15 protein-coding genes are annotated in these 19,120 nt (G+C 38.4%); 6 read left to right on the forward strand and 9 right to left on the reverse strand.

The window, feature by feature from the left end:
• Positions 1-4: 4 nt before the first annotated feature.
• The 5 genes from recG to mutY form a co-directional block, all read right to left on the reverse strand.
• Complete coding sequence (gene recG / locus GXP67_RS24055) at positions 5-2,098, reverse strand: ATP-dependent DNA helicase RecG (RefSeq protein WP_162445478.1); 2,094 nt, start codon at positions 2,096-2,098, stop codon at positions 5-7.
• Positions 2,099-2,216: 118 nt separating this feature from the next.
• Positions 2,217-2,816: a gliding motility lipoprotein GldD gene (gldD, locus tag GXP67_RS24060; RefSeq protein WP_162445479.1), complete on the reverse strand. Its 600-nt coding sequence runs from the start codon at positions 2,814-2,816 to the stop codon at positions 2,217-2,219.
• 81 nt (positions 2,817-2,897) lie between these two features.
• Complete coding sequence (gene gldE, locus GXP67_RS24065; RefSeq protein ID WP_197901558.1) at positions 2,898-4,250, reverse strand: gliding motility-associated protein GldE; 1,353 nt, start codon at positions 4,248-4,250, stop codon at positions 2,898-2,900.
• Positions 4,251-4,277: 27 nt separating this feature from the next.
• Entirely contained in the window at positions 4,278-4,745 is a 468-nt protein-coding gene (locus tag GXP67_RS24070; protein WP_162445480.1) for a single-stranded DNA-binding protein, read from the reverse strand.
• 61 nt (positions 4,746-4,806) lie between these two features.
• Positions 4,807-5,871 (reverse strand): A/G-specific adenine glycosylase, encoded by a 1,065-nt coding sequence (gene mutY, locus GXP67_RS24075; RefSeq protein ID WP_162445481.1) that lies wholly within the window; start codon positions 5,869-5,871, stop codon positions 4,807-4,809.
• A gap of 289 nt (positions 5,872-6,160) precedes the next feature.
• Here mutY and GXP67_RS24080 point away from each other — a divergent pair, with 289 nt between their 5' ends.
• From GXP67_RS24080 to GXP67_RS24090, 3 genes are all read left to right on the forward strand, one after another.
• Complete coding sequence (locus tag GXP67_RS24080; protein ID WP_162445482.1) at positions 6,161-6,460, forward strand: HU family DNA-binding protein; 300 nt, start codon at positions 6,161-6,163, stop codon at positions 6,458-6,460.
• Positions 6,461-6,502: 42 nt separating this feature from the next.
• Positions 6,503-7,324: a tetratricopeptide repeat protein gene (locus GXP67_RS24085; protein ID WP_162445483.1), complete on the forward strand. Its 822-nt coding sequence runs from the start codon at positions 6,503-6,505 to the stop codon at positions 7,322-7,324.
• A gap of 242 nt (positions 7,325-7,566) precedes the next feature.
• A complete protein-coding gene (locus GXP67_RS24090; RefSeq protein ID WP_162445484.1) occupies positions 7,567-9,138 on the forward strand; it encodes an Rne/Rng family ribonuclease in 1,572 nt (523 codons plus the stop codon).
• 65 nt (positions 9,139-9,203) lie between these two features.
• On the opposite strand, the gene GXP67_RS24095 is transcribed toward GXP67_RS24090, so the two are convergent.
• Positions 9,204-9,719, reverse strand: coding sequence for a YfiR family protein (locus GXP67_RS24095; protein WP_162445485.1), 516 nt, complete (start codon positions 9,717-9,719; stop codon positions 9,204-9,206).
• A 42-nt stretch (positions 9,720-9,761) separates the two neighbouring features.
• On the reverse strand, positions 9,762-10,277 hold the full coding sequence (locus GXP67_RS24100; RefSeq protein WP_162445486.1) for a YfiR family protein: 516 nt from the start codon (positions 10,275-10,277) through the stop codon (positions 9,762-9,764).
• Between the two features lie 473 nt (positions 10,278-10,750).
• On the opposite strand from GXP67_RS24100, the gene prfA reads away from it, so the two are divergent.
• The 3 genes from prfA (at position 10,751) to GXP67_RS24115 (ending at position 14,099) form a co-directional block, all read left to right on the forward strand.
• Positions 10,751-11,821: a peptide chain release factor 1 gene (prfA, locus tag GXP67_RS24105; RefSeq protein ID WP_162445487.1), complete on the forward strand. Its 1,071-nt coding sequence runs from the start codon at positions 10,751-10,753 to the stop codon at positions 11,819-11,821.
• Positions 11,822-11,977: 156 nt separating this feature from the next.
• Positions 11,978-13,318 (forward strand): beta-helix domain-containing protein, encoded by a 1,341-nt coding sequence (locus GXP67_RS24110; protein WP_162445488.1) that lies wholly within the window; start codon positions 11,978-11,980, stop codon positions 13,316-13,318.
• 79 nt (positions 13,319-13,397) lie between these two features.
• The gene (locus GXP67_RS24115) at positions 13,398-14,099 is read left to right on the forward strand and encodes a TVP38/TMEM64 family protein (protein ID WP_162445489.1); all 702 of its coding nucleotides are present in this window, start codon (positions 13,398-13,400) and stop codon (positions 14,097-14,099) included.
• Between the two features lie 46 nt (positions 14,100-14,145).
• Here GXP67_RS24115 and GXP67_RS24120 read toward each other — a convergent pair whose 3' ends face one another.
• On the reverse strand, positions 14,146-14,460 hold the full coding sequence (locus tag GXP67_RS24120; protein ID WP_162445490.1) for a T9SS type A sorting domain-containing protein: 315 nt from the start codon (positions 14,458-14,460) through the stop codon (positions 14,146-14,148).
• A gap of 32 nt (positions 14,461-14,492) precedes the next feature.
• Positions 14,493-18,416: a PQQ-dependent sugar dehydrogenase gene (locus GXP67_RS24125; RefSeq protein WP_162445491.1), complete on the reverse strand. Its 3,924-nt coding sequence runs from the start codon at positions 18,414-18,416 to the stop codon at positions 14,493-14,495.
• Between the last annotated feature and the right edge of the window lie 704 nt (positions 18,417-19,120).

The following is a 19,120-nucleotide window of genomic DNA, read 5'->3' on the forward strand; positions in this document are numbered from 1 at the left end:
AAACTTAACTGATACGGCTCCAGTTGGTTTCGTCTTTCCGGAGTGAAAGGATATGATTTTTAATCACCGCATTCTGGGCATCTTCAAGTTCAGGATCGGCTTCCAGCATGGCCTGTGCTGCTTCCCTGGCTTGTTGAACAATAGCTCCATCTTTGGCTAAATCGGCGATTAATAAATCTAGCACGCCGCTTTGCTGGGTACCAGCCAGATCGCCAGGACCGCGGAGTTTGAGGTCCATGTCAGCTATTTCAAATCCGTTATTAGTTTTTACGAGCGATTCTATCCTGGTTCTTCCCTCGGTGGTGAGTTTATAATCTGTCATCAATATACAATACGACTGATCGGCTCCCCGGCCAACCCGCCCACGTAACTGGTGTAATTGCGCTAACCCGAAACGTTCTGCATTCTCAACTACCATTACAGAGGCATTGGGTACGTTTACGCCAACTTCTATTACGGTAGTAGCCACCATAATCTGCGTTTCGCCTTTTACAAAACGCTGCATTTCATAATCTTTGTCTTTTGCCTTCATTCGGCCATGCACAATACTGAGCTGGCATTCCGGAAATGCCCTGGCTACACTTTCGTAGCCGTCCATCAGATCTTTATAATCCAGTTTTTCTGACTCTTCAATCAACGGATACACAATATATATTTGCCGGCCCTGTTGAATTTGTTCCCTTAAAAATCCAAATACCCGTAAGCGGTGCGCATCATAGCGGTGAACAGTGCGTATAGGTTTTCTTCCGGCTGGAAGCTCATCAATAACCGATACATCCAGGTCGCCATATAATGTCATGGCCAGTGTACGGGGAATAGGCGTAGCAGTCATCACCAGAATATGCGGATAGACATCTTCATTTTTACTCCAAAGTTTTGCACGTTGTGCTACGCCAAACCGGTGTTGTTCATCAATAACACACAATCCTAAATTTTTGAATTGTACTTTATCTTCCAGTAAGGCATGTGTTCCGATAATAATTTTAATATCGCCGGATAGTAAGTATTCGTGGGTAACTTTCCGGTGACCCATGCTGCTGGAGCCAGTTAATTTATCAATGGTAATCCCCAGTTGATCGGCATATTCTTTTAAGCCATAATAATGCTGATCAGCTAAAATCTCGGTAGGTGCCATCAAACAGGCTTGTGCCCCATTATCCAGTGCCATCAGCATACAAATAAAAGCAACGATGGTTTTGCCGCTTCCTACATCACCCTGCAATAGCCGGTTCATTTGCTTACCCGAGCAAAAATCTTTATAAATTTCCTTAATTACCCGCTTCTGGGCATTAGTTAAGTCAAACGAAAGATGGTCATTGTAGAAAGTAGTAAGTGTAGGAACCTGCTTGAATATCTGGCCTTTATAAACCGTTTTACGGATAAATTTAGTTTTGATCAGTTTGAGCTGGGTATAGAACAATTCCTCAAACTTGAGCCGGTATTTTGCTTTATCCAATAAATTATAGCTGCCCGGAAAGTGAATATTTTCCATGGCCTCTTTCTTTGACAGCAAATGATGGGAATGAATCAACTCTGGAGTTAATGTTTCACGGATATGATTTCCGGCCTGGTCGAGCACCTGGCGCATCATTTTAGCAATGGCTTTACTATCTATAAACTTTTTACGCAGCTTTTCAGTCACATTATATACTGGCTGAAGAAAACCTACTGAATTTTGTCCCTCTTCAAACAGTTCCATTTCCGGGTGTGGAATACTGATCTTGCCATTAAAGAACTGAGGTTTTCCGAAAATAAGATAATCGGTGTTTTTCTTCAGATTCTTGCTCACCCAGGCAGCTCCCTGAAACCATACTAATTCCATTTCCTCATCTCCATCTGTGAAATAGGCTACCAGGCGGCTTTTATACCCTTCACCCACCGTCTCGTGCTGGTATATCTGTCCTTTAATCTGGACAAAAGACATACTCTCGGAGATCTCACTAATGGCATAAATTTTTGTACGGTCTTCATGGCGGAAGGGATAACGCTGGATAAGATCGCCATAAGTAAAAATCTGTAGTTCAGTATTAAGTAAGGCAGCTTTTTGTGGACCTACCCCTTTTAGAAATTCTATCCTGGTATCAAAAAAGTTACTCATCCGGTATTGAAGGCTTTTCTGTTATATGGCTCAAATCAAACTAATTGCTTGAATGTAATGAGCCATTATTCAACAAATAAACAAGTCTTCTTTTAATAAAATTAGAATTACAAAAATTTTATTCCCTCCATTCCAGCGTATTCAACATATGAAGCACGTCCGATTTTACATACTCAATCACTGGTGCCAAAGAATCATTTTTGGTAGCCGTCCGGAAATATAAAGCGCCCCGGAAGAAATGTGTCGTAGAATCGGACACATAAAACTGAAACTGGCTGGGTACTTCTCCTTCCAGTTCAAAGATATTGGCTGTTTTACCAGTAGGCGTTTTAACAACCGTTTCTTCAATGGAAGCGGCTTTAATCTGATGCTTTGAGGTAAGCTTATAAGAATCATTAATGTATTCCTGAAATTTTTTAGGGTCCTGGTTGATAGATTTATAGGTAATCTGCACATTGGCTTTCAACTGGGGATAATACACATAAATCCAGTGGGGTTCGGAAAGCGCAAACGTATCTTTTAAGATTTTGGCGTGAGCCGAATATTCAAAAAAGTAAGGATGCTTCTCCTGCAAAGGAATATAGGCTGGCTTTGGCAGATCAATCCGGTTGTATCCTTTGGGTTTGGGAACATACGCTTCTTCCTCGCAAGCGGTAAACAAAAATAATCCACCGCAGGATATGAATATCAAGAATAACTGACCTTTACGCAAAAGCATAGTACTGAATAATAGATTGTATATTGAATTGAATATAGTAGCTGGTTTATACAGATAATTCACCCGCATTTTTATGGTGACTCAGGCACTTATTTTGGTAACACTATCCTTCTGCTTAGGTTCAATAGCTACTCTTACTTTTTTGATCCGTTTGGCGTTTACAGATACAATGGTAAATAAAAACTTATCGTAACTGGTTTTTTCGCCAACCCTTGGCAGGCGTTCGAACAATTCGAGTAATAAGCCGCCTAATGATTCACTATCTCCCTTTACTTCATCAAAAACTGTATTATCCGCTTCCATCACTTTGCAAAAGTCATTTAATAAGGTTTTCCCTTCGAAGATATAAGTAGAATCATTCAGCTGGGTATATAAATCATTTGCCTCATCAAATTCATCATTAATTTCTCCTACAATTTCCTCAATGATATCTTCCAGGGTAATTAAACCAGCTGTACCTCCGTATTCATCTACCACAATGGCCATGTGCACCCTTTTCTCCTGAAAATCCTCCAGCAGGTCGTCAATTTTTTTGTTTTCCGGAATGAAATAGCCAGCTTTTAGCCATTGTTGCCAGCGGAAATTTTCGTCTTTATCAATATGCGGAAGTAAATCTTTGATATAGAGAATGCCTTCAATTTTATCGATGGTTTCTTTGTAAATAGGAACACGAGAATATCCAGACTTATTGATTTTATCCATGAGTTCATGAAAATCCAGGTCCGCAGAAAAAGCGGTAATGTCCATCCGGGGCTGCATAATTTGCCTGGCAGATATATTACCAAAATTGACAATTCCTCTTAATATATCCCGTTCTTCTTCTGTTGCTTCCATACCGGTAGTGATTTCGAGGGCATAGTTTAAATCCTCTACTGATATTTTGTATTTCTTTTGCTCACTCCGGGCATCTATCAGATTACCAATGCCGATCAGAATCCAGGAAAGTGGCCTGAACAAATAGCTGCTTATGTATAATAACAGGGCAGTGCTACGGATAAAAAAGAGTTTACGTTCATGTACATATACCCTGGGCATAATTTCCCCAAAAAAAGCTATGCAGAATGTAGTAATTAAAATCAAAAATATTAGAGTGGTACCTGTAATTTCTCCACTTATTTCCCGGGTAAGGTAGACTGTGAATACAATTATAGATATATAAAGAAAATAATTGACTATCAGAATAGTAGCTAATAATAGTTTAGGCGCATCAAATAATTTATTAATGATTTTCTGCAGCCTTCCGGAATTCTCTCTGATTTGAACTTGCTCCTGGGCGGACAATGAGAAAAAACTGGCTTCTGCACCTGAAACCAATGCAGAAAGTAAAAGAAGAATAAATAAAAATACCAGATAGATTATAAGGGAGGTGCCTGAGACTATAGTCAAAAGCAACCATCCCGAAAGAGGGTCTCCTGGATCAAGGTGGGTTTGCAAAGCAAAAAAGCTTAGTGAAACAATAAGTTAGAAAGGCAAATCATCGCCTCCCGAATCGTCACTCGTTTGTAAAGGAGGAGCAACCTGCTTGGTAGAAGAAGCAAATGTATTAGACGCCTGCCCGGAGGAGGAAGAATTATAGTTAGTTCCGCCCTCATCACTTGGCCTGCCTCCCAGCAAAGTCAGTTCAGTGCCTAACACTTCTAATGAGTATCTTTCTTTGCCATCCTTATCAGTATAGGTCCGCACACTCAATCTCCCTTCTATGTACACCGGATTTCCTTTCTTGAGATATTTTTCTACCACATCTGCCTTCTGGTTCCAGAATGATACCCTGAACCATTCGGTTTTTTCCTGCCTCTGACCAGTTTTATCGGTATAAGCATCAGTTACAGCCACAGAAAAATCAGCTACTTTTCTGTCTGCACTGATACTGCGTACTTCAGGGTCTCTGCCTAGGTTGCCAATGATGGTAATTTTATTATAGCTAGCCATAACTGATTGATTTTGGGATAGAATAAAAATGTAAAACTACGTAATGTTTTCTTAAAAATACTTAAAAAAAGTATTCGTGCAAATATTTATTTATCAAAACAGGCTTGGGCAAATCCTGTATTTCATCAAGTGAATAAAAGGAAATTCCAAGCCTGGAGGCAATTTCGCTGCTTTTCTCTGATGATATGGCTAGGTGCCAGAATCTTGCATATACCTTCTGGTGGGTGAGAATATGGGTGTATGTTAGCGACTCTTTTTCTAAAGTAGCTTCCCCAAAAAGTTCTGTTAAATCATGTTTTAGCAGTAATGTTTCCAGAGAATAAAATTCTTTTTCCTCCAATAAATAAAAGTCATATAGGCCGCTCCAGATGTCTTTCATGTTACGTTCTTTCATGGCCAGTTTATCATCCGATTTTAGAATGAGGTAATGAAAGTATCTTTCTTTGCTATTGTTTTTTTTTGCTTTTACCGGCAATACTTCCTGCCTTCCGGTAAGATTTGCAATACACTCATTATTAAAAGGGCAGAACATACACTGGGGTGAAACCGGTGTACATAGCAAGGCACCAAATTCCATTATACCCTGGTTAAACAGATCAGGATTTTCAGCTGGGATTAATTCATTGGCAAGTTTAGTAAATTGTTTTTTGCCTTCGTTGCTTGAAATGTCAGTATCGATGCCGAACAAACGGGAAAGTACCCTGAATACATTTCCATCGAGTACTGCTACCTGTTCCTGGAAGGCAAAAGAAGCAATGGCAGCGGCTGTATAAGGACCAATACCTTTCAGGGTAAGAAGGTTAGAATAGGTTTCGGGAAACGTGCCCTGGTGTTGCTCATGCACAATTTTGGCAGTTTTATGCATATTTCTGGCGCGGGCATAATAACCTAATCCCTGCCACAAACGTAATACCTCTCTTTCATCTGCCTGGGCTAAGTCTTGTACCGTTGGGAATTTTTCGGCAAAAGCCAGATAGTAAGGCATACCTTGTTTTACACGGGTTTGCTGGAGAATAATTTCGGACAGCCAGATCAGATAAGGGTTTCGGGTGTGCCGCCAGGGAAGGTCACGCTTATGACGTAAATACCATTCTATAAGTTTACTGGCGAAAAAATGTTTGTTCAAAACGTTGGTTACTATACAATAATATGAATGAAGTATCGTATAAGGTTAACAAGTAAATGTTCAAAATTGTTGATGAAAGAGGTAAAAATTAATCAAAAATAAGTATTCCAATAACAGAACAGAATGAACAATTTTAAATACTTTTTTGTCATATATGCTTAAAGGTTATTGGATTATATTTTTGGATAATTGTTTTTAATTTAAAAAATCAAAATTTACCTTTGTAGTCCAAAAAAAGTACCCTTTTATAATTCATTAAATAATACAAACTTTTTAAATTTTTATTAAAGTGACTAAAGCAGAAGTAATTGCTGAAATAGCAGAAAAGACTGGTATTGACAAAGCCGATGTGCAGCATACCATAGAGGCTTTCTTCAATGTAGTGAAGAGTTCGATGGCCAAAGGCGATAATATTTATGTAAGGGGATTTGGCAGCTTTGTGAATAAAAAAAGAGCAAAAAAGATTGCCCGGAATATCTCCAAAAATACAGCGATTGTGATAGATGAGCATTATGTGCCAAGTTTTAAGCCTGCCAAAGTTTTTATTGAGAAAATAAAATCAAGCGAAAAACTAAAGGTAGTTAGCTAAATCTCCACATTGTAATTAGGGGTTTTAGGATATCTAAAACTTATGCAAAAATCACAGATTATTATAGTAACTCTTGCTATTGTCCTGATAGGAGGCATGTATAGTCTTCCGAAGGTACTAGTAAGTAATAAAGAGAAAGTACTGGCAGCTAACAATACGGCTGCCAGTAAAACTCCATCCGCTAATGAAACACATGCTACTAAGCTTTCACAGGCACAGGTTGTAGTTATTGATAAATTAAGAGATAATTTTCTGCATGCTACGGATCAACAAAAAAAGCGTACATTTGCAGACTCACTGGCTGTAGTATTCAGGCAGGCTTCTCAATATGATAGTGCCGCTTTTTATACAGAAAAAATAGTAGAATTAAATCCGGGTGTAGAAACCTGGACAAAAGCCGGAAATGCCTATTATGATGCCTTCAGCTTTTCGGCCGAAGGTTCAAAAGCTGGCCAGATGGGTGAAAAAGCCAGACAATACTATGAGAAAGTGCTGGCCGCAGATCCGAATCAGCTAGCTGTAAAGGCAAATATGGCCATGACGTATGTGGCTACTGCTTCGCCAATGCAGGGAATTACGATGTTGCGGGAGATATTAAAAGCAGATCCGCAAAATGAACTGGCAATTTTTAACTTAGGATTGTTATCCATGCAATCCGGGCAGTATGATAAATCCATCGAAAGGTTTGAGCAGATACTCAAACAGAATCCTGGCAACGATCAGGCTAAGTTTTATTTAGGCGTAAGCCATGCAGAAGCTGGTCATGCAGCGGAAGCTAAAAAAATATTAAAAGAAGTGAAAGCTTCCAATCCAGACCCTGTAGTTCAGTCAACTGTAGACGAATATTTAAAGAAATTAAAGTAAGTTTCACACAAACAAAATTATTACAATTATGCCTTGCGGTAAAAAAAGAAAAAGACACAAAATCTCTACTCACAAAAGAAAGAAACGCCTAAGAAAAAATAGACATAAGAAAAAATAGCGTAACTCATTAACTTCCTGGCACATCGTCAGGAAGTCTTTTTATTGTTTATACGCTCTAACATGTTTTACATTTGTTAGCTTAACAAAGTGTGTCTATTTTATAACAAAATCGTACGATAACCTTGAGTAACGAATTAGTAATCAATTCTACTCAAAAAGGTGGGAGAATAGCCCTTTTACAGGACAAAAGGATTGTAGAGTACCATCTTGAAGAAAGTGAAAGCAGTTTCACAGTAGGAGATATATATTTAGGTGTGGTCAGGAAACTGGTTCCGGGTTTAAATGCGGCTTTCATAGACATTGGTTATGAGAAAGATGCATTTCTGCATTATCTGGATTTAGGGCCCAATATTAATTCCCTGAATAAATTTACCAAAGAAACGATAGCCAAACGCAATAATACCCACAAGCTGAATGGCTTCCAGTTAGAACCTGAAATTGACAAACTCGGCAAAATTTCCCAAGTTTTAAGTAAAAATAGTCCTATTTTGGTACAGGTAGTAAAAGAACCTATCTCTACCAAAGGCCCCCGTTTGTCCTGCGAGATCTCTATCGCCGGCCGCTATATCGTTTTAGTTCCCTTCTCAAATACCGTTAATATTTCCAAGAAGATTACGGATAAAGAAGAAAGACAACGTTTGTTGCGCTTGTTATCTTCTATCAGACCGCAAAATTTTGGAATTATTGTACGTACGGTAGCAGAAGGAAAAGATGTAGCTGAGCTGGACAAAGATCTAAGTAACCTGGTTGAAAAATGGGAACAGGGCTATAAAACGCTGAAAAATGCCAAGCCTAAAGAGAAGATTATCGGCGAAATGGGCCGGGCATCTTCTATGTTGCGTGATATGCTGAACGAAAGTTTCGACAGCATTACGGTAGATGATAAAGATATATACGATGAAATAAAGTTGTATATCCGTACCATCGCTCCGGATAAAGAGAAAATCTTAAAATTATATAACGGCAAAACCAAAATTTTTGAAAGCTTTGGAATCGAAAAACAGCTGAAATCTATTTTTGGCCGGTCAGTAAGCTTGCCAGGTGGAGGATATGTAATTATTGAACATACTGAAGCTCTGCACGTAATTGACGTAAATAGCGGAAATAAATCTAATTCTGAATCTGACCAGGAAACGACAGCGTTTAATGTGAACATGGAAGCTGCCAAAGAAATTGCCAGGCAGCTCAGGGTACGTGATATGGGAGGAATTATAGTGGTTGACTTCATTGACATGAAAAAGGCAGACAATAAGCGCCTGATTTATGAGAAAATGAAGGAAGAAATGAAAAACGACCGTTCCAAATTTACCATACTTCCCCTCACTAAATTTGGCCTTATGCAGATTACCCGACAACGGGTGCGGCCAGAACTCAACATTACTACCGGAGAAAATTGTCCAACTTGCGGTGGCACTGGTAAAATCACGGCCAGTATTCTTGTCGCCGATCTGGTAGAAAATAACCTGGATTATATACTCACCAAGCAGAACGAAAAAGACCTTAGCATTGTACTCCATCCGTATCTGCATGCTTATTTTGTAGCCGGCTTTCCTTCCAGAAGAATGAAATGGTTTTTCAAATATAAGCGTTGGGTAAAAATTGTAAAAGATACATCTCTGGGTATTACAGAGTACAAATTCAAAAACCATATGGGGGAAGATATTGAAATGTCACCCGCCGAAGTAATCGTTTAAGAATATATTATGAACAAAAAAGCCTCTTTTTGAAGAGGCTTTTTTGTTTGACAGAACTAAATTGATTATGCACTGATAGCCATTTGGGCTAATTCTTTAGATACTTTCAGACCGGCACTCTGGGTAGCAGATTCATTGAGTTCAAATTTCCATTTGTTGTCTTGCATCACGAAGTTGATGCCACTGCCTTTCTGAGCCATTCCCGTTTTTTCTGTGATTACTAAAGTGGATTTACCTCTCAGTTTGCCTTGTATTTCATCAAAATTACCGCTTCCTGAGCTAGGTAAATACAGAATATGGCAATCGCTGATTTCACTAACTGATTTGAATCTTTTTACTACAATTTTTTGTGAACCTACCACTTTATTGGATGTAATTTTCTCTAACTCAGCCGCAATAGGTGAATTGCCAATCACCGCGATAACAAAATCACCAGACTGTTGAGAGGCAGGCCATTGAATATATTTTGTGAAATTGTAGATAAAAATTGAGTGAAATTTATAATCTTGAGTCTGAGCACTTAATTGAAATTGAAAGCCTGCTAATAAAATAAACGAAAGTGTGAGTATGTTTTTTTTCATGGTTTAATTAAAGAATTAGGTTAAACAAAAAAATAATTGATTTTAAACGTGAATTGCCAGCTTGCTTAGTTCTTTAGATACTTTCAGACCGGCACTCTGGGTAGCAGATTCATTGAGTTCAAATTTCCATTTGTTGTCTTGCATCACGAAATTGATGCCGCTGCCTTTCTGAGCCATTCCTGTTTTTTCTGTAATCACTAACGTGGGTTTGCCTCTTAGCTTAGCTTGTATCTCATCAAAGTTATTGCTGTTATTGGAGGGTATAAACAATATATGACAGTTATTAGCCTCATCAAGTGATTTTATTCTTTTGATAATCATCTTTTGTGAGCCAACCGTTTTATTTTCAGCCATCTTCTCAAGCTCAGTGCCAATAGGCGAATTGCCAAGTACAGCAATTATAAAATCGCCGGATTGTTGGGAAGCAGGCCATTGAATATATTTTGTAAAGTTGTAAATGAATACAGAGTGAAACCTGTAATCATTGTTTTGGGCATATAATTCAGTTTGATAAACAGAACAGATTACAAGCAGTAAATAAAATATTGCTTTTTTCATATAGAGCTTTTATGTTTCTTAATTAGCATATATCAAACTTATAGAGTATTTCAATGAGATATCTTGTAAGCACCACTGAAATCCTACATCTAGTAGAATAAAGGTGTTTTTAAACCGATTTAAAAGCTTTGCCAGAAGGAATGTTTAAATAACTGCCATATTTTTAGGCAATTGCATAGCCTGATTTTAACCGCTATGAAAGAAATGTGTAAGGATCAGATTGAAATAAATTCTTGTGCTTTGTTTCTTTAAGATAGAGCCTTGCAGTTACTATTAATTTTTCGACTTCGATAACGACCTTCGTATTAATAATCTGATCTTGGTTTTCAACGATCCCATTTTCCGTTTATAACCAAGACATCCATGTTGCTCTTGTTACCCCTATTAAAAAGGTATTCAATTCCTGGGTCGGATGAATAAGTAAATGTAAGCTCTATTTACTACCTTTGCAGATAAGTAGAAATTAATTCTGTATGTTAGACAAGTTAGAAGCCATTAAGCAGCGTTTTGAAGAAGTAGGCCACCAGCTGGTTCAGCCTGAGACTATAATGGATATGAAGAAGTACTCTAAATTGGGTAAAGAGTACAAAGACCTTGAAAAAATAGTAAAACAATACCTCGAATACCGGGATATACTCAGCAATATAGACAATACCAAAAAGATACTGGAAACGGAAAAAGACCCTGATTTCCGGGAAATGGCCAAAATGGAACTGGATGAATTATATCCTAAACGCGACCATTTGGAGGAAATTATTAAGGATATGCTGATTCCTAAAGATCCCAACGATAGTAAAAATGTGATTTTAGAGATTCGTGCCGGTACCGGCGGAGATGAAGCAGGTATTTTCGCGGGAGATCTGTTCCGTATGTACCAGCGTTTTGCTGAAAAACAAGGATGGCGTATGGAACTGCTCGATTATATGGAAGGTTCTTCAGGCGGCTATAAAGAAATTACGGCTATGGTTTCCGGCGAAGATGTGTACGGCATGATGAAGTATGAGTCGGGTGTACACCGGGTACAGCGGGTTCCGGCCACCGAAACACAGGGTAGGGTTCACACATCTGCGGCCAGTGTAGTGGTCTTGCCTGAAATGGAAGAAGTAGATGTTGAATTGAATTTGAACGACATCCGGAAAGATACCTTCTGCTCCTCTGGCCCCGGTGGACAATCTGTAAATACTACTTATTCTGCCATACGGCTTACCCATATTCCTACCGGAATCGTGGTGCAATGCCAGGACGAAAAATCGCAGATTAAGAATTATGAAAAAGCATTACGTGTATTGCGGTCTCGCTTATATGAAATTGAGGTAGAGAAACACAATGAAATAGTGGGCGCTCAACGTAAGCTAATGGTGGGTAGCGGTGACCGTGCTGATAAAATTCGTACCTATAATTATCCGCAAGGGAGGGTAACTGACCACCGGATTGGGTACACTGTATATAATTTGCCAGTTGTTATGGATGGCCAGATTGATGATTTTATTGAGCAGTTGCGGATTGCTGATAACGCTGAAAGGATGAAAGAAGGAACTTTCTAAGGGTTTGTCAACATAAGTGAGTAAGTTAAGAAGTGTTTATTACACGCATAAAGGATATTACTCTATTTGCTCAGGGAAAATCTCCTGCGTTTGTGCCGTATCAATGAAAAATCTGGTTTGAGTGTGCATACAGAAAAAATATGTTTGTTTATTTTCATGCTTATTTCTGTATGGGCATGTACGCCTGATGAAGAAATAATTACAACAGATGCAAATGCCCGACTTACCTTTTCGGAAAATGCTGTAGTATTTGACACGATTTTTTCAGGAATTGAAACGATTACAAGGCGCCTTACCGTATACAATCCCAACAAAAAAGCCCTCTCCATTGACCAGATTTATATTGGCAATTCTTCCGAATCATCCTATGATATTATTATAAATGGCCGCCCTTTAGCAGATGCCGGAAATATACGTCTGTTAGGTGGCGATAGTCTGCTTGTTCTGGTAAAAGCGCGTATTACTCCCCGTAATGATACGCTTCCTTTTGTGGTATACGATTCCCTAATGTTTGAGACGAACAGCAATGTTCAAAATATAAAATTGCTTGCCTGGGGACAGGATGCTCATTTTATCAGGTACAAAGATACTTTCAATTGTAATATTACCTGGGTTCCGGGTAAACCTTATGTATTGCTCGATTCTATGGTAATAAAACCTGGGTGTACACTTACTATTAATCCAGGTACACAGGTATACAGTTTTACCAAAGCACACCTTATTATACAAGGTACTTTAGATGTTCAGGGAACACCTCAACAGCCTGTAATTTTTGCTGATTTTCAGAAGCTAAAGGAGAATGCTCCCGGACAATGGGGAGGAATTGTGTTTGAGCCTTCCAGTACAAATAACCATATATATGGTGCTGAAATCAGAAATGCAACTATTGGGCTGGATGTCAGAATATCGGATGCAGATACATTGCCAGATATAAAGGTGGAGAACACCATTATCAAAAATATGCTTGAAACAGCGGTTTCCGCACTGAATTCTGATATTAGCCTCACAAATGTAGTACTTACTAATTGTATTAATACATTATTTGCCGGGCAGGGGGGAGGTAATTACTCATTTAGGCATTGTACACTTGCCAATTATAATTATGAGTTTGGAAGAGAATTGCCCGCTATTGTAATGAACAATACGTACCGAGCCAATGATAAAGAAATTACCAATCCGCTTAAATGGAATTTGCAAAACAGTATTATCTGGGGAAATCTGCTGGGAGAAATTTTGTTTTCTATAAACCCAGCTATTGATTTCGAAGTTGCCAGCTCACACAATATATTAAAAACGCAAATCCAAACTATTTTTCAGGGAAACAACAATTTGTTAAATGTAAAGGACAAGCCCTTATTTGCCGACCCTACTATTCTGGATTTTATGCCTGAACCACTTTCTCCGCTTATTGATGCCGGTCGTAATATTGGTGTTGTCAATGACGTTACCGGAAAAGAACGAGATGAAACCCCAGATATAGGTGCTTATGAACTGTAAAATACCTAAACTTCACTTTTAGGTGGATAAACATTTATACCTAATCCTCGTGAGTATTCTTTTACCAGACTAGATTTTCATGTTTTCACTGCGGTTTATTAAAGAGAACACTCGCTCCATCCTATTTTTGTTGATTATTGGCATACTGGCGTTGGTAGTAAGTACAGCTATTACCGTTTATTCTATTCGTTATGAGCCCCAAATCAGGCAATTTGGTATGGAACAGTGGCTGATTTTTTATGTTTGTACCTGCTTCACAATGGCATTTGCACTTACGCCAACTACGTTTATTGCCTTATTCAGTGGATATTTTTTGGGGTGGGCCTCACTTCCCTTTATGGGCATATCATATATGCTCGCTTCCTGGATTAGTTATAAAGCAGGCAGCTTAGTTGATCAAGGTAAATTTATGAATACCTTACAATCTTATAGAGATACAAGCGACTTGGTAACTCAATTAAAAAAAGGGCAAATGGGAATAATAATACTATGCCGGTTATCTCCTGTACTTCCTTTTGCTGTTATGAATATACTTTTTTCTATGCTGAAAGTAGATTTGAAAAAATACATCTGGGGTAGTTTTGCGGGAATGTTACCCCGTACAATCATTGCCATTGCTGCTGGTACACAGGCACAAACCATTCGTTTATTATGGGAAAAAGGGGAGGATAGCACGCTGGTACAAGTGAGTTTTACGATTTTATTAATTATTTCTATTGCTGGCATTGCCTACTATTTAAAGAAAGCCCTACAAAAAACAGTAAGCAGCGAATCCAAATAATTGATTTCGCTGCTTACTGTTCAGATTCTGTTTTTTATAAAGATACCTACCTTATAAGTACTACTTTCTGATGTTTTACCTGATTCAAAGTACCTAATCTGCTAATGTATACACCTTCGTTCATTTGACTTGTGTTTACTTTTAATTCATAGCGTTTATTTGCCTGTGCTTTTCCATCAAACAAAGTATGCACTAATATTCCATGTGTATCATACAAGCGCAGGTTTACATCCTGATCCACTAACACTTCAAAGGAAATCGAAAGCTCATTTGTAAATGGATTGGGCTGAGCATTAAAATGACTAATTGTGGCAGTTGTTTCAGATAAGTCTGTTAAATTAACTGTTGCTGTCTTACCCAAAGGACTAGTAGCAGTCCCAGCATTGGTTTTTACTATCCAGTAATCCCAGTTGCCTTTACTAGCTTCTGTTTTGTCGCCACTGATATCTGACCTTGACCTGCCTCCCAGTAAATAGCCCCATCAGAGGTTTGCATTAGTGAGTGCATGGTTTCTATATAAGAGCCACCAAAACGTTTATCCCATTGTTTAGTACCACTGCTATTCAGTTTTACTATCCAGAAGTCAGCATATCCCCTTGTATCTTCTGTTTTATCTCCGCTAATCACAGAATTAGAATTTCCACCCAATAAATAGCCTCCATCTGTTGTATGTATAATTTTGCTAAATTCATCAGAAAAACCTCCACCAAAACCTTTATCCCATTGTTTAGCACCAGCACTGCTGATTTTTACAATCCAGTAGTCATATTCTCCTTGATTGCTCTGAGATTTATCTCCACTAATTCCAGATTTAGATTTTCCTCCTACTATATAAGCGCCATCTGCTGTTTTAGTTAGGGAATAAGATTCATCATCAGAAGAGCCACCAAAACGTTTATCCCATTGTTTAACACCAGTACTGCTAATTTTTACTACCCAGTAGTCCAGTCCCCCTCTCCCTGCTTCTGATTTGTCTCCACCGCTTGCTGAAAGATTAGTACCTGCCAATAAATATCCTCCATCTGTGGTAGATATTAAAGAGGAAAGAACATCTTTGTTGGGACTACCAAAACGTTTATCCCATTGTTTAACACCGGTACTGCTGATTTTTACTACCCAATAGTCCTCAAGACCTCTGCCAGCTTCCGATTTATCTCCACCTGCCCCGGAATTACTATACCCACCTAGCAGGTAACCTCCATCCGAAGTACGGATTAGAGATATCAACTCATCAGTACCTGAGCCGCCAAAGCGTTTATCCCATTGTTTAACACCGGTACTGCTGATTTTTACTACCCAATAGTCTCTACCACCCCTGGTTCCTTCTGTTTTATCACCTCCAACGCCAGAAAGAGTCGAACCACCAAGTAGATAACCTCCATCAGAAGTTTGAATAGCTTCATTCAAGTTTTCATGTCCTGAGCCGCCAAAGCGTTTATCCCATTGTTTAACACCAGTACTGCTAATTTTTACTACCCAATAATCATCCCCACCCCTGGTTCCTTCTGTTTTATCACCTCCAACACCAGAACTTGAATAACCTGCTAATAAGTAACCGCCATCAGATGTAGGAACAGCACTATTATATACATCCAGGTTTCCACCTCCATATACTTTATTCCATACAGCTTCCAGTACCAAAGCTTTAGGCACCGCAATTATCTCTTCTCCCGACGACCAATAAGTTGATTTTCTGGTAAATACTTTAAAATGATAGATTGTATTATTAGTGAGATTTGTAATAGTTTGTGGAGAAACCTTACCTTTATATACCACTTTGCCGCCATCAAAACTACTTCCTGCACCCGTAAAGCTCAGATTAGCTGTATAGGCAGTGCCATTTCCTGAAGGGGTCGCATTAATTTCTGAATTTGCTTTTGCTACAATCATTACTTCATCAAAAGTACTGCTTGGATTTGTCCAGCTAAGGCGAACAGTTCCATTACCGGCATCTGCTGCAAGGTTTGTAATATTGGCTGTAACTGAATTACAATCCGGATAGAGTGTAACAAATTTGGTAGTACTTAATCCGGCAGCATCAGTAACTTTTAGTGTAATAACAAAGAAAAATGTTTCTCCATTGCAGCCTCCTTCTGGTGAGACTATAGAAGTAGTTTGCGGATGAGTATCTAAAGGGCCAGGGTGAGTATGATCCTCATGGTGCTGTACAGTTTGCCATTGATACGAAAGTGCTGTGCCGCTGTGTTCAGCATCCGTTACTGTTGCTCTTAAATTATAAGTAGTTTCTGTATTTACAGAATATAATGTATTATTAGCCGGACTTGTGATCGTTACAACCGGAGGCGTATTATTTACAGAGACAAACAGAGAACTATACGTATTGGAAAGCCCATGGCTATTGGTGACTGTTAGTTTTACATTATAGCGAACAGGCGCTGTAGTAGAAGTGGTATAAGTTTTAGAAGGATTTGCTGCCGTACTGGAAGTGCCATCACCGAAATCCCATTTATAAGTTAAGGCTAAACCTTCCGGATCAGTTGAGTTGCTGCCTGTAAACTGTACGGTAAGCGGACTTTTACCGTAGATTTTATCTACTGATGCTACAGCAACAGGCGGCCTTGTGCTGCCATAGGTAATCTTTTTAATCTCTGCCCCATAATTTATATAATAGAATCCTTCTTCAGTGGGATGCATCGCCATTGCCACTACACTGGCGCCAGATGTAATAAAATTTCGAACAGATTTGGGTTTGTTATTCGCATCCAAGGTTATATTCCTGATCCAGCCCTTGGCATAGTCTCCAAAAAACAAAGTATTTCTATATTCAGCTGGGAAATCAGTTCTTGTATACCATATACCAGCTACAGCTGCATTCCCTCCAAACTGTGGACCAGTTACAGGAGAACCAGCAGCACCAATATTAGCAATTGTTGCTGCACCAGCCGCAGAAAATGTTCCCGTACGTGAAGGCCCGGTGGTTGAATGTTTCCAGTCTATAATAGGACGGGTATGTTTGAATGTTTTGATGCTAGCTGGAATAGTTTGTGAAGTATTGCAAGGGTTAGTGAAAACCGGATTAGTCGTGCTTTCTTGCTTTAATAAATTACTAAACTTAAAGTATCTTTGTGTACACCCATTCACACCATATAAAGGATTAGGCGCATGGAAATTAAAGGTATCTTTTGCTTGGTAAGCAGGATATCCGGAATAAGCTGCATTCAAATCTAATCCTTCATACAAAGGCCAGCCAAAATTCTGCCCTTTCTGAGTAGCTACATTTAACTCTTCCCATTGCAAAAAGCCTACATCGCCTATCATAAGTACCCCCGGATTACCTTGGGTCGGATCGGTGCTTCCTGTGCCAGGTTTTACAAAAACCCTGAAAGGATTCCGTAAGCCTAACAGGAATACTCTGGAGCGTGCAGAACGAGGTCTTGCTGATTCATAAAAAGGATTGCTGGGAATTCCATCGCCAGTTTCAGGATTAATTCTAAGAACTTTTCCATTTAAGGACTCGAGTAATTGCGAACGAAACGCTCCTACATCCTCTTGAGTGGTGATAATTCCATCTGCTCTGGCTTGTACAGCATAACTTCCAGGAGCATTTCCTCCATTGTCAGTGGCTGAAGGACTAGCTCCATCTCCACTAGCAACGAGTAATGTGCCATCAGTACCAAAATTTAAACTTCCAACTCCATGTGTTTTGGAGAGCAAGGGTATTCCGGTACTCCTGGATTCTCCTATTAAAATTTTTCTGGTGGCTTTATTTACTGAATAATCGCCGCTTGCATTTTTTGTAGCCGTATATCTGGTTACCCGCCCAATAGAGGTTTTAAATTCAAGGCTGGTAGTAGGGCTGTAGCTACTTGTACCAAAATACAGTAAGTGATGGCGGTCTACAGCATAAGATAAATAAAAATAGCCATTAACATCGAAATTGGGATGTAAAGCAAAACCTAGCATTCCATGATCATGCCAGTTTCCAACTTCTTCACTAATATCAACTATTAGTTTTTTTGTTCCATTTCTCACGACCCAAACTTTTCCTCCCTTTTCCCATACAAACATGTACTTTCCATCTTTACTGAAAATAAGCCCAACAGCTTCATCCCAATCGTTACTAATAGTAGCCGAAGAAAAACCAACGGGTGGTGTTTGTGCAACATTTTCAAAACCGATGAGCAGAAGCGTAGATACTATTAATAAACTACACACAGATTTAATAGACAAACTCACACTTCGGTATTTCTTGCGGTGAGAAAAAGAATAATAAAGTTGGTAATGGATAAGAAAAACATAACAATAAGAAGCTATTAGGCTCATAATAAGCCTAACTCTTGTGTTGAGAAGTTTCATAGTGGTTGTAATCGTTTTTTATATATAATCCTATTTTAATGTATATCAATTACTATTAAGAGATAAGAATTCTTGAATGTGTTTACAAAACCCGTAAAAAAGATTGTTTGTAAAGCATATAAATTAACTATGTTAATTCTAAGATGGTATTAACCTGGATACATCGGTTAATTGGAAGGCGTTTTCAATGGCAATTTAAAATTTGTTTGCAAGAATACAAATAATATTACATGATTTTTATTTGAGATACTACTTATATAGTAGAATAAATATCATATAGTAACACAAGATTTTCGAAGGTCCATATAATCAATAGGATATATCTTTTGAGTATAATCTGTTTTATAATTCAATAGATATAATTGTTTGATTATCAATAATATAATTAATTTATTTTTCGCTTTTATCAGTTGTTTAAACCTGATGGAATCGTTGGTGCAATAGAATTATCTAAGGAATAAGAAATAAAATAAAACACCATTTTAAAGGTAAAAATACAGATTAATAAGGTAAAAAGGGTGTTTTTTGTTACATGGTTACAAGCATGAGAATATATTTTATACAGAAATAGAATGCAGTTATGATAATAAATATTAAATATAAATTTTCCTATACCTTTTATTTTAGTGGTACTCATTTTTTCTGCTTTCGTGGATAAGTACTGATTGATGGTTGTTAATCACCTTTTAACTGGAACTATAATT

This window comes from Rhodocytophaga rosea (assembly GCF_010119975.1).
In the GTDB taxonomy this organism is placed as follows: domain Bacteria; phylum Bacteroidota; class Bacteroidia; order Cytophagales; family 172606-1; genus Rhodocytophaga; species Rhodocytophaga rosea.

What these genes read in the sequence shown, in the direction of transcription:
- recG (WP_162445478.1), bottom strand. Translation starts at nt 2,098, where the DNA reads ATGAGTAACTTTTTTGATACCAGGATAGAATTTCTAAAAGGGGTAGGT.
- gldD (WP_162445479.1), bottom strand. Translation starts at nt 2,816, where the DNA reads ATGCTTTTGCGTAAAGGTCAGTTATTCTTGATATTCATATCCTGCGGT.
- GXP67_RS24070 (WP_162445480.1), bottom strand. Translation starts at nt 4,745, where the DNA reads ATGGCTAGCTATAATAAAATTACCATCATTGGCAACCTAGGCAGAGAC.
- GXP67_RS24085 (WP_162445483.1), top strand. Translation starts at nt 6,503, where the DNA reads ATGCAAAAATCACAGATTATTATAGTAACTCTTGCTATTGTCCTGATA.
- GXP67_RS24095 (WP_162445485.1), bottom strand. Translation starts at nt 9,719, where the DNA reads ATGAAAAAAAACATACTCACACTTTCGTTTATTTTATTAGCAGGCTTT.
- GXP67_RS24100 (WP_162445486.1), bottom strand. Translation starts at nt 10,277, where the DNA reads ATGAAAAAAGCAATATTTTATTTACTGCTTGTAATCTGTTCTGTTTAT.
- prfA (WP_162445487.1), top strand. Translation starts at nt 10,751, where the DNA reads ATGTTAGACAAGTTAGAAGCCATTAAGCAGCGTTTTGAAGAAGTAGGC.
- GXP67_RS24110 (WP_162445488.1), top strand. Translation starts at nt 11,978, where the DNA reads ATGCTTATTTCTGTATGGGCATGTACGCCTGATGAAGAAATAATTACA.
- GXP67_RS24115 (WP_162445489.1), top strand. Translation starts at nt 13,398, where the DNA reads ATGTTTTCACTGCGGTTTATTAAAGAGAACACTCGCTCCATCCTATTT.
- GXP67_RS24125 (WP_162445491.1), bottom strand. Translation starts at nt 18,416, where the DNA reads ATGAAACTTCTCAACACAAGAGTTAGGCTTATTATGAGCCTAATAGCT.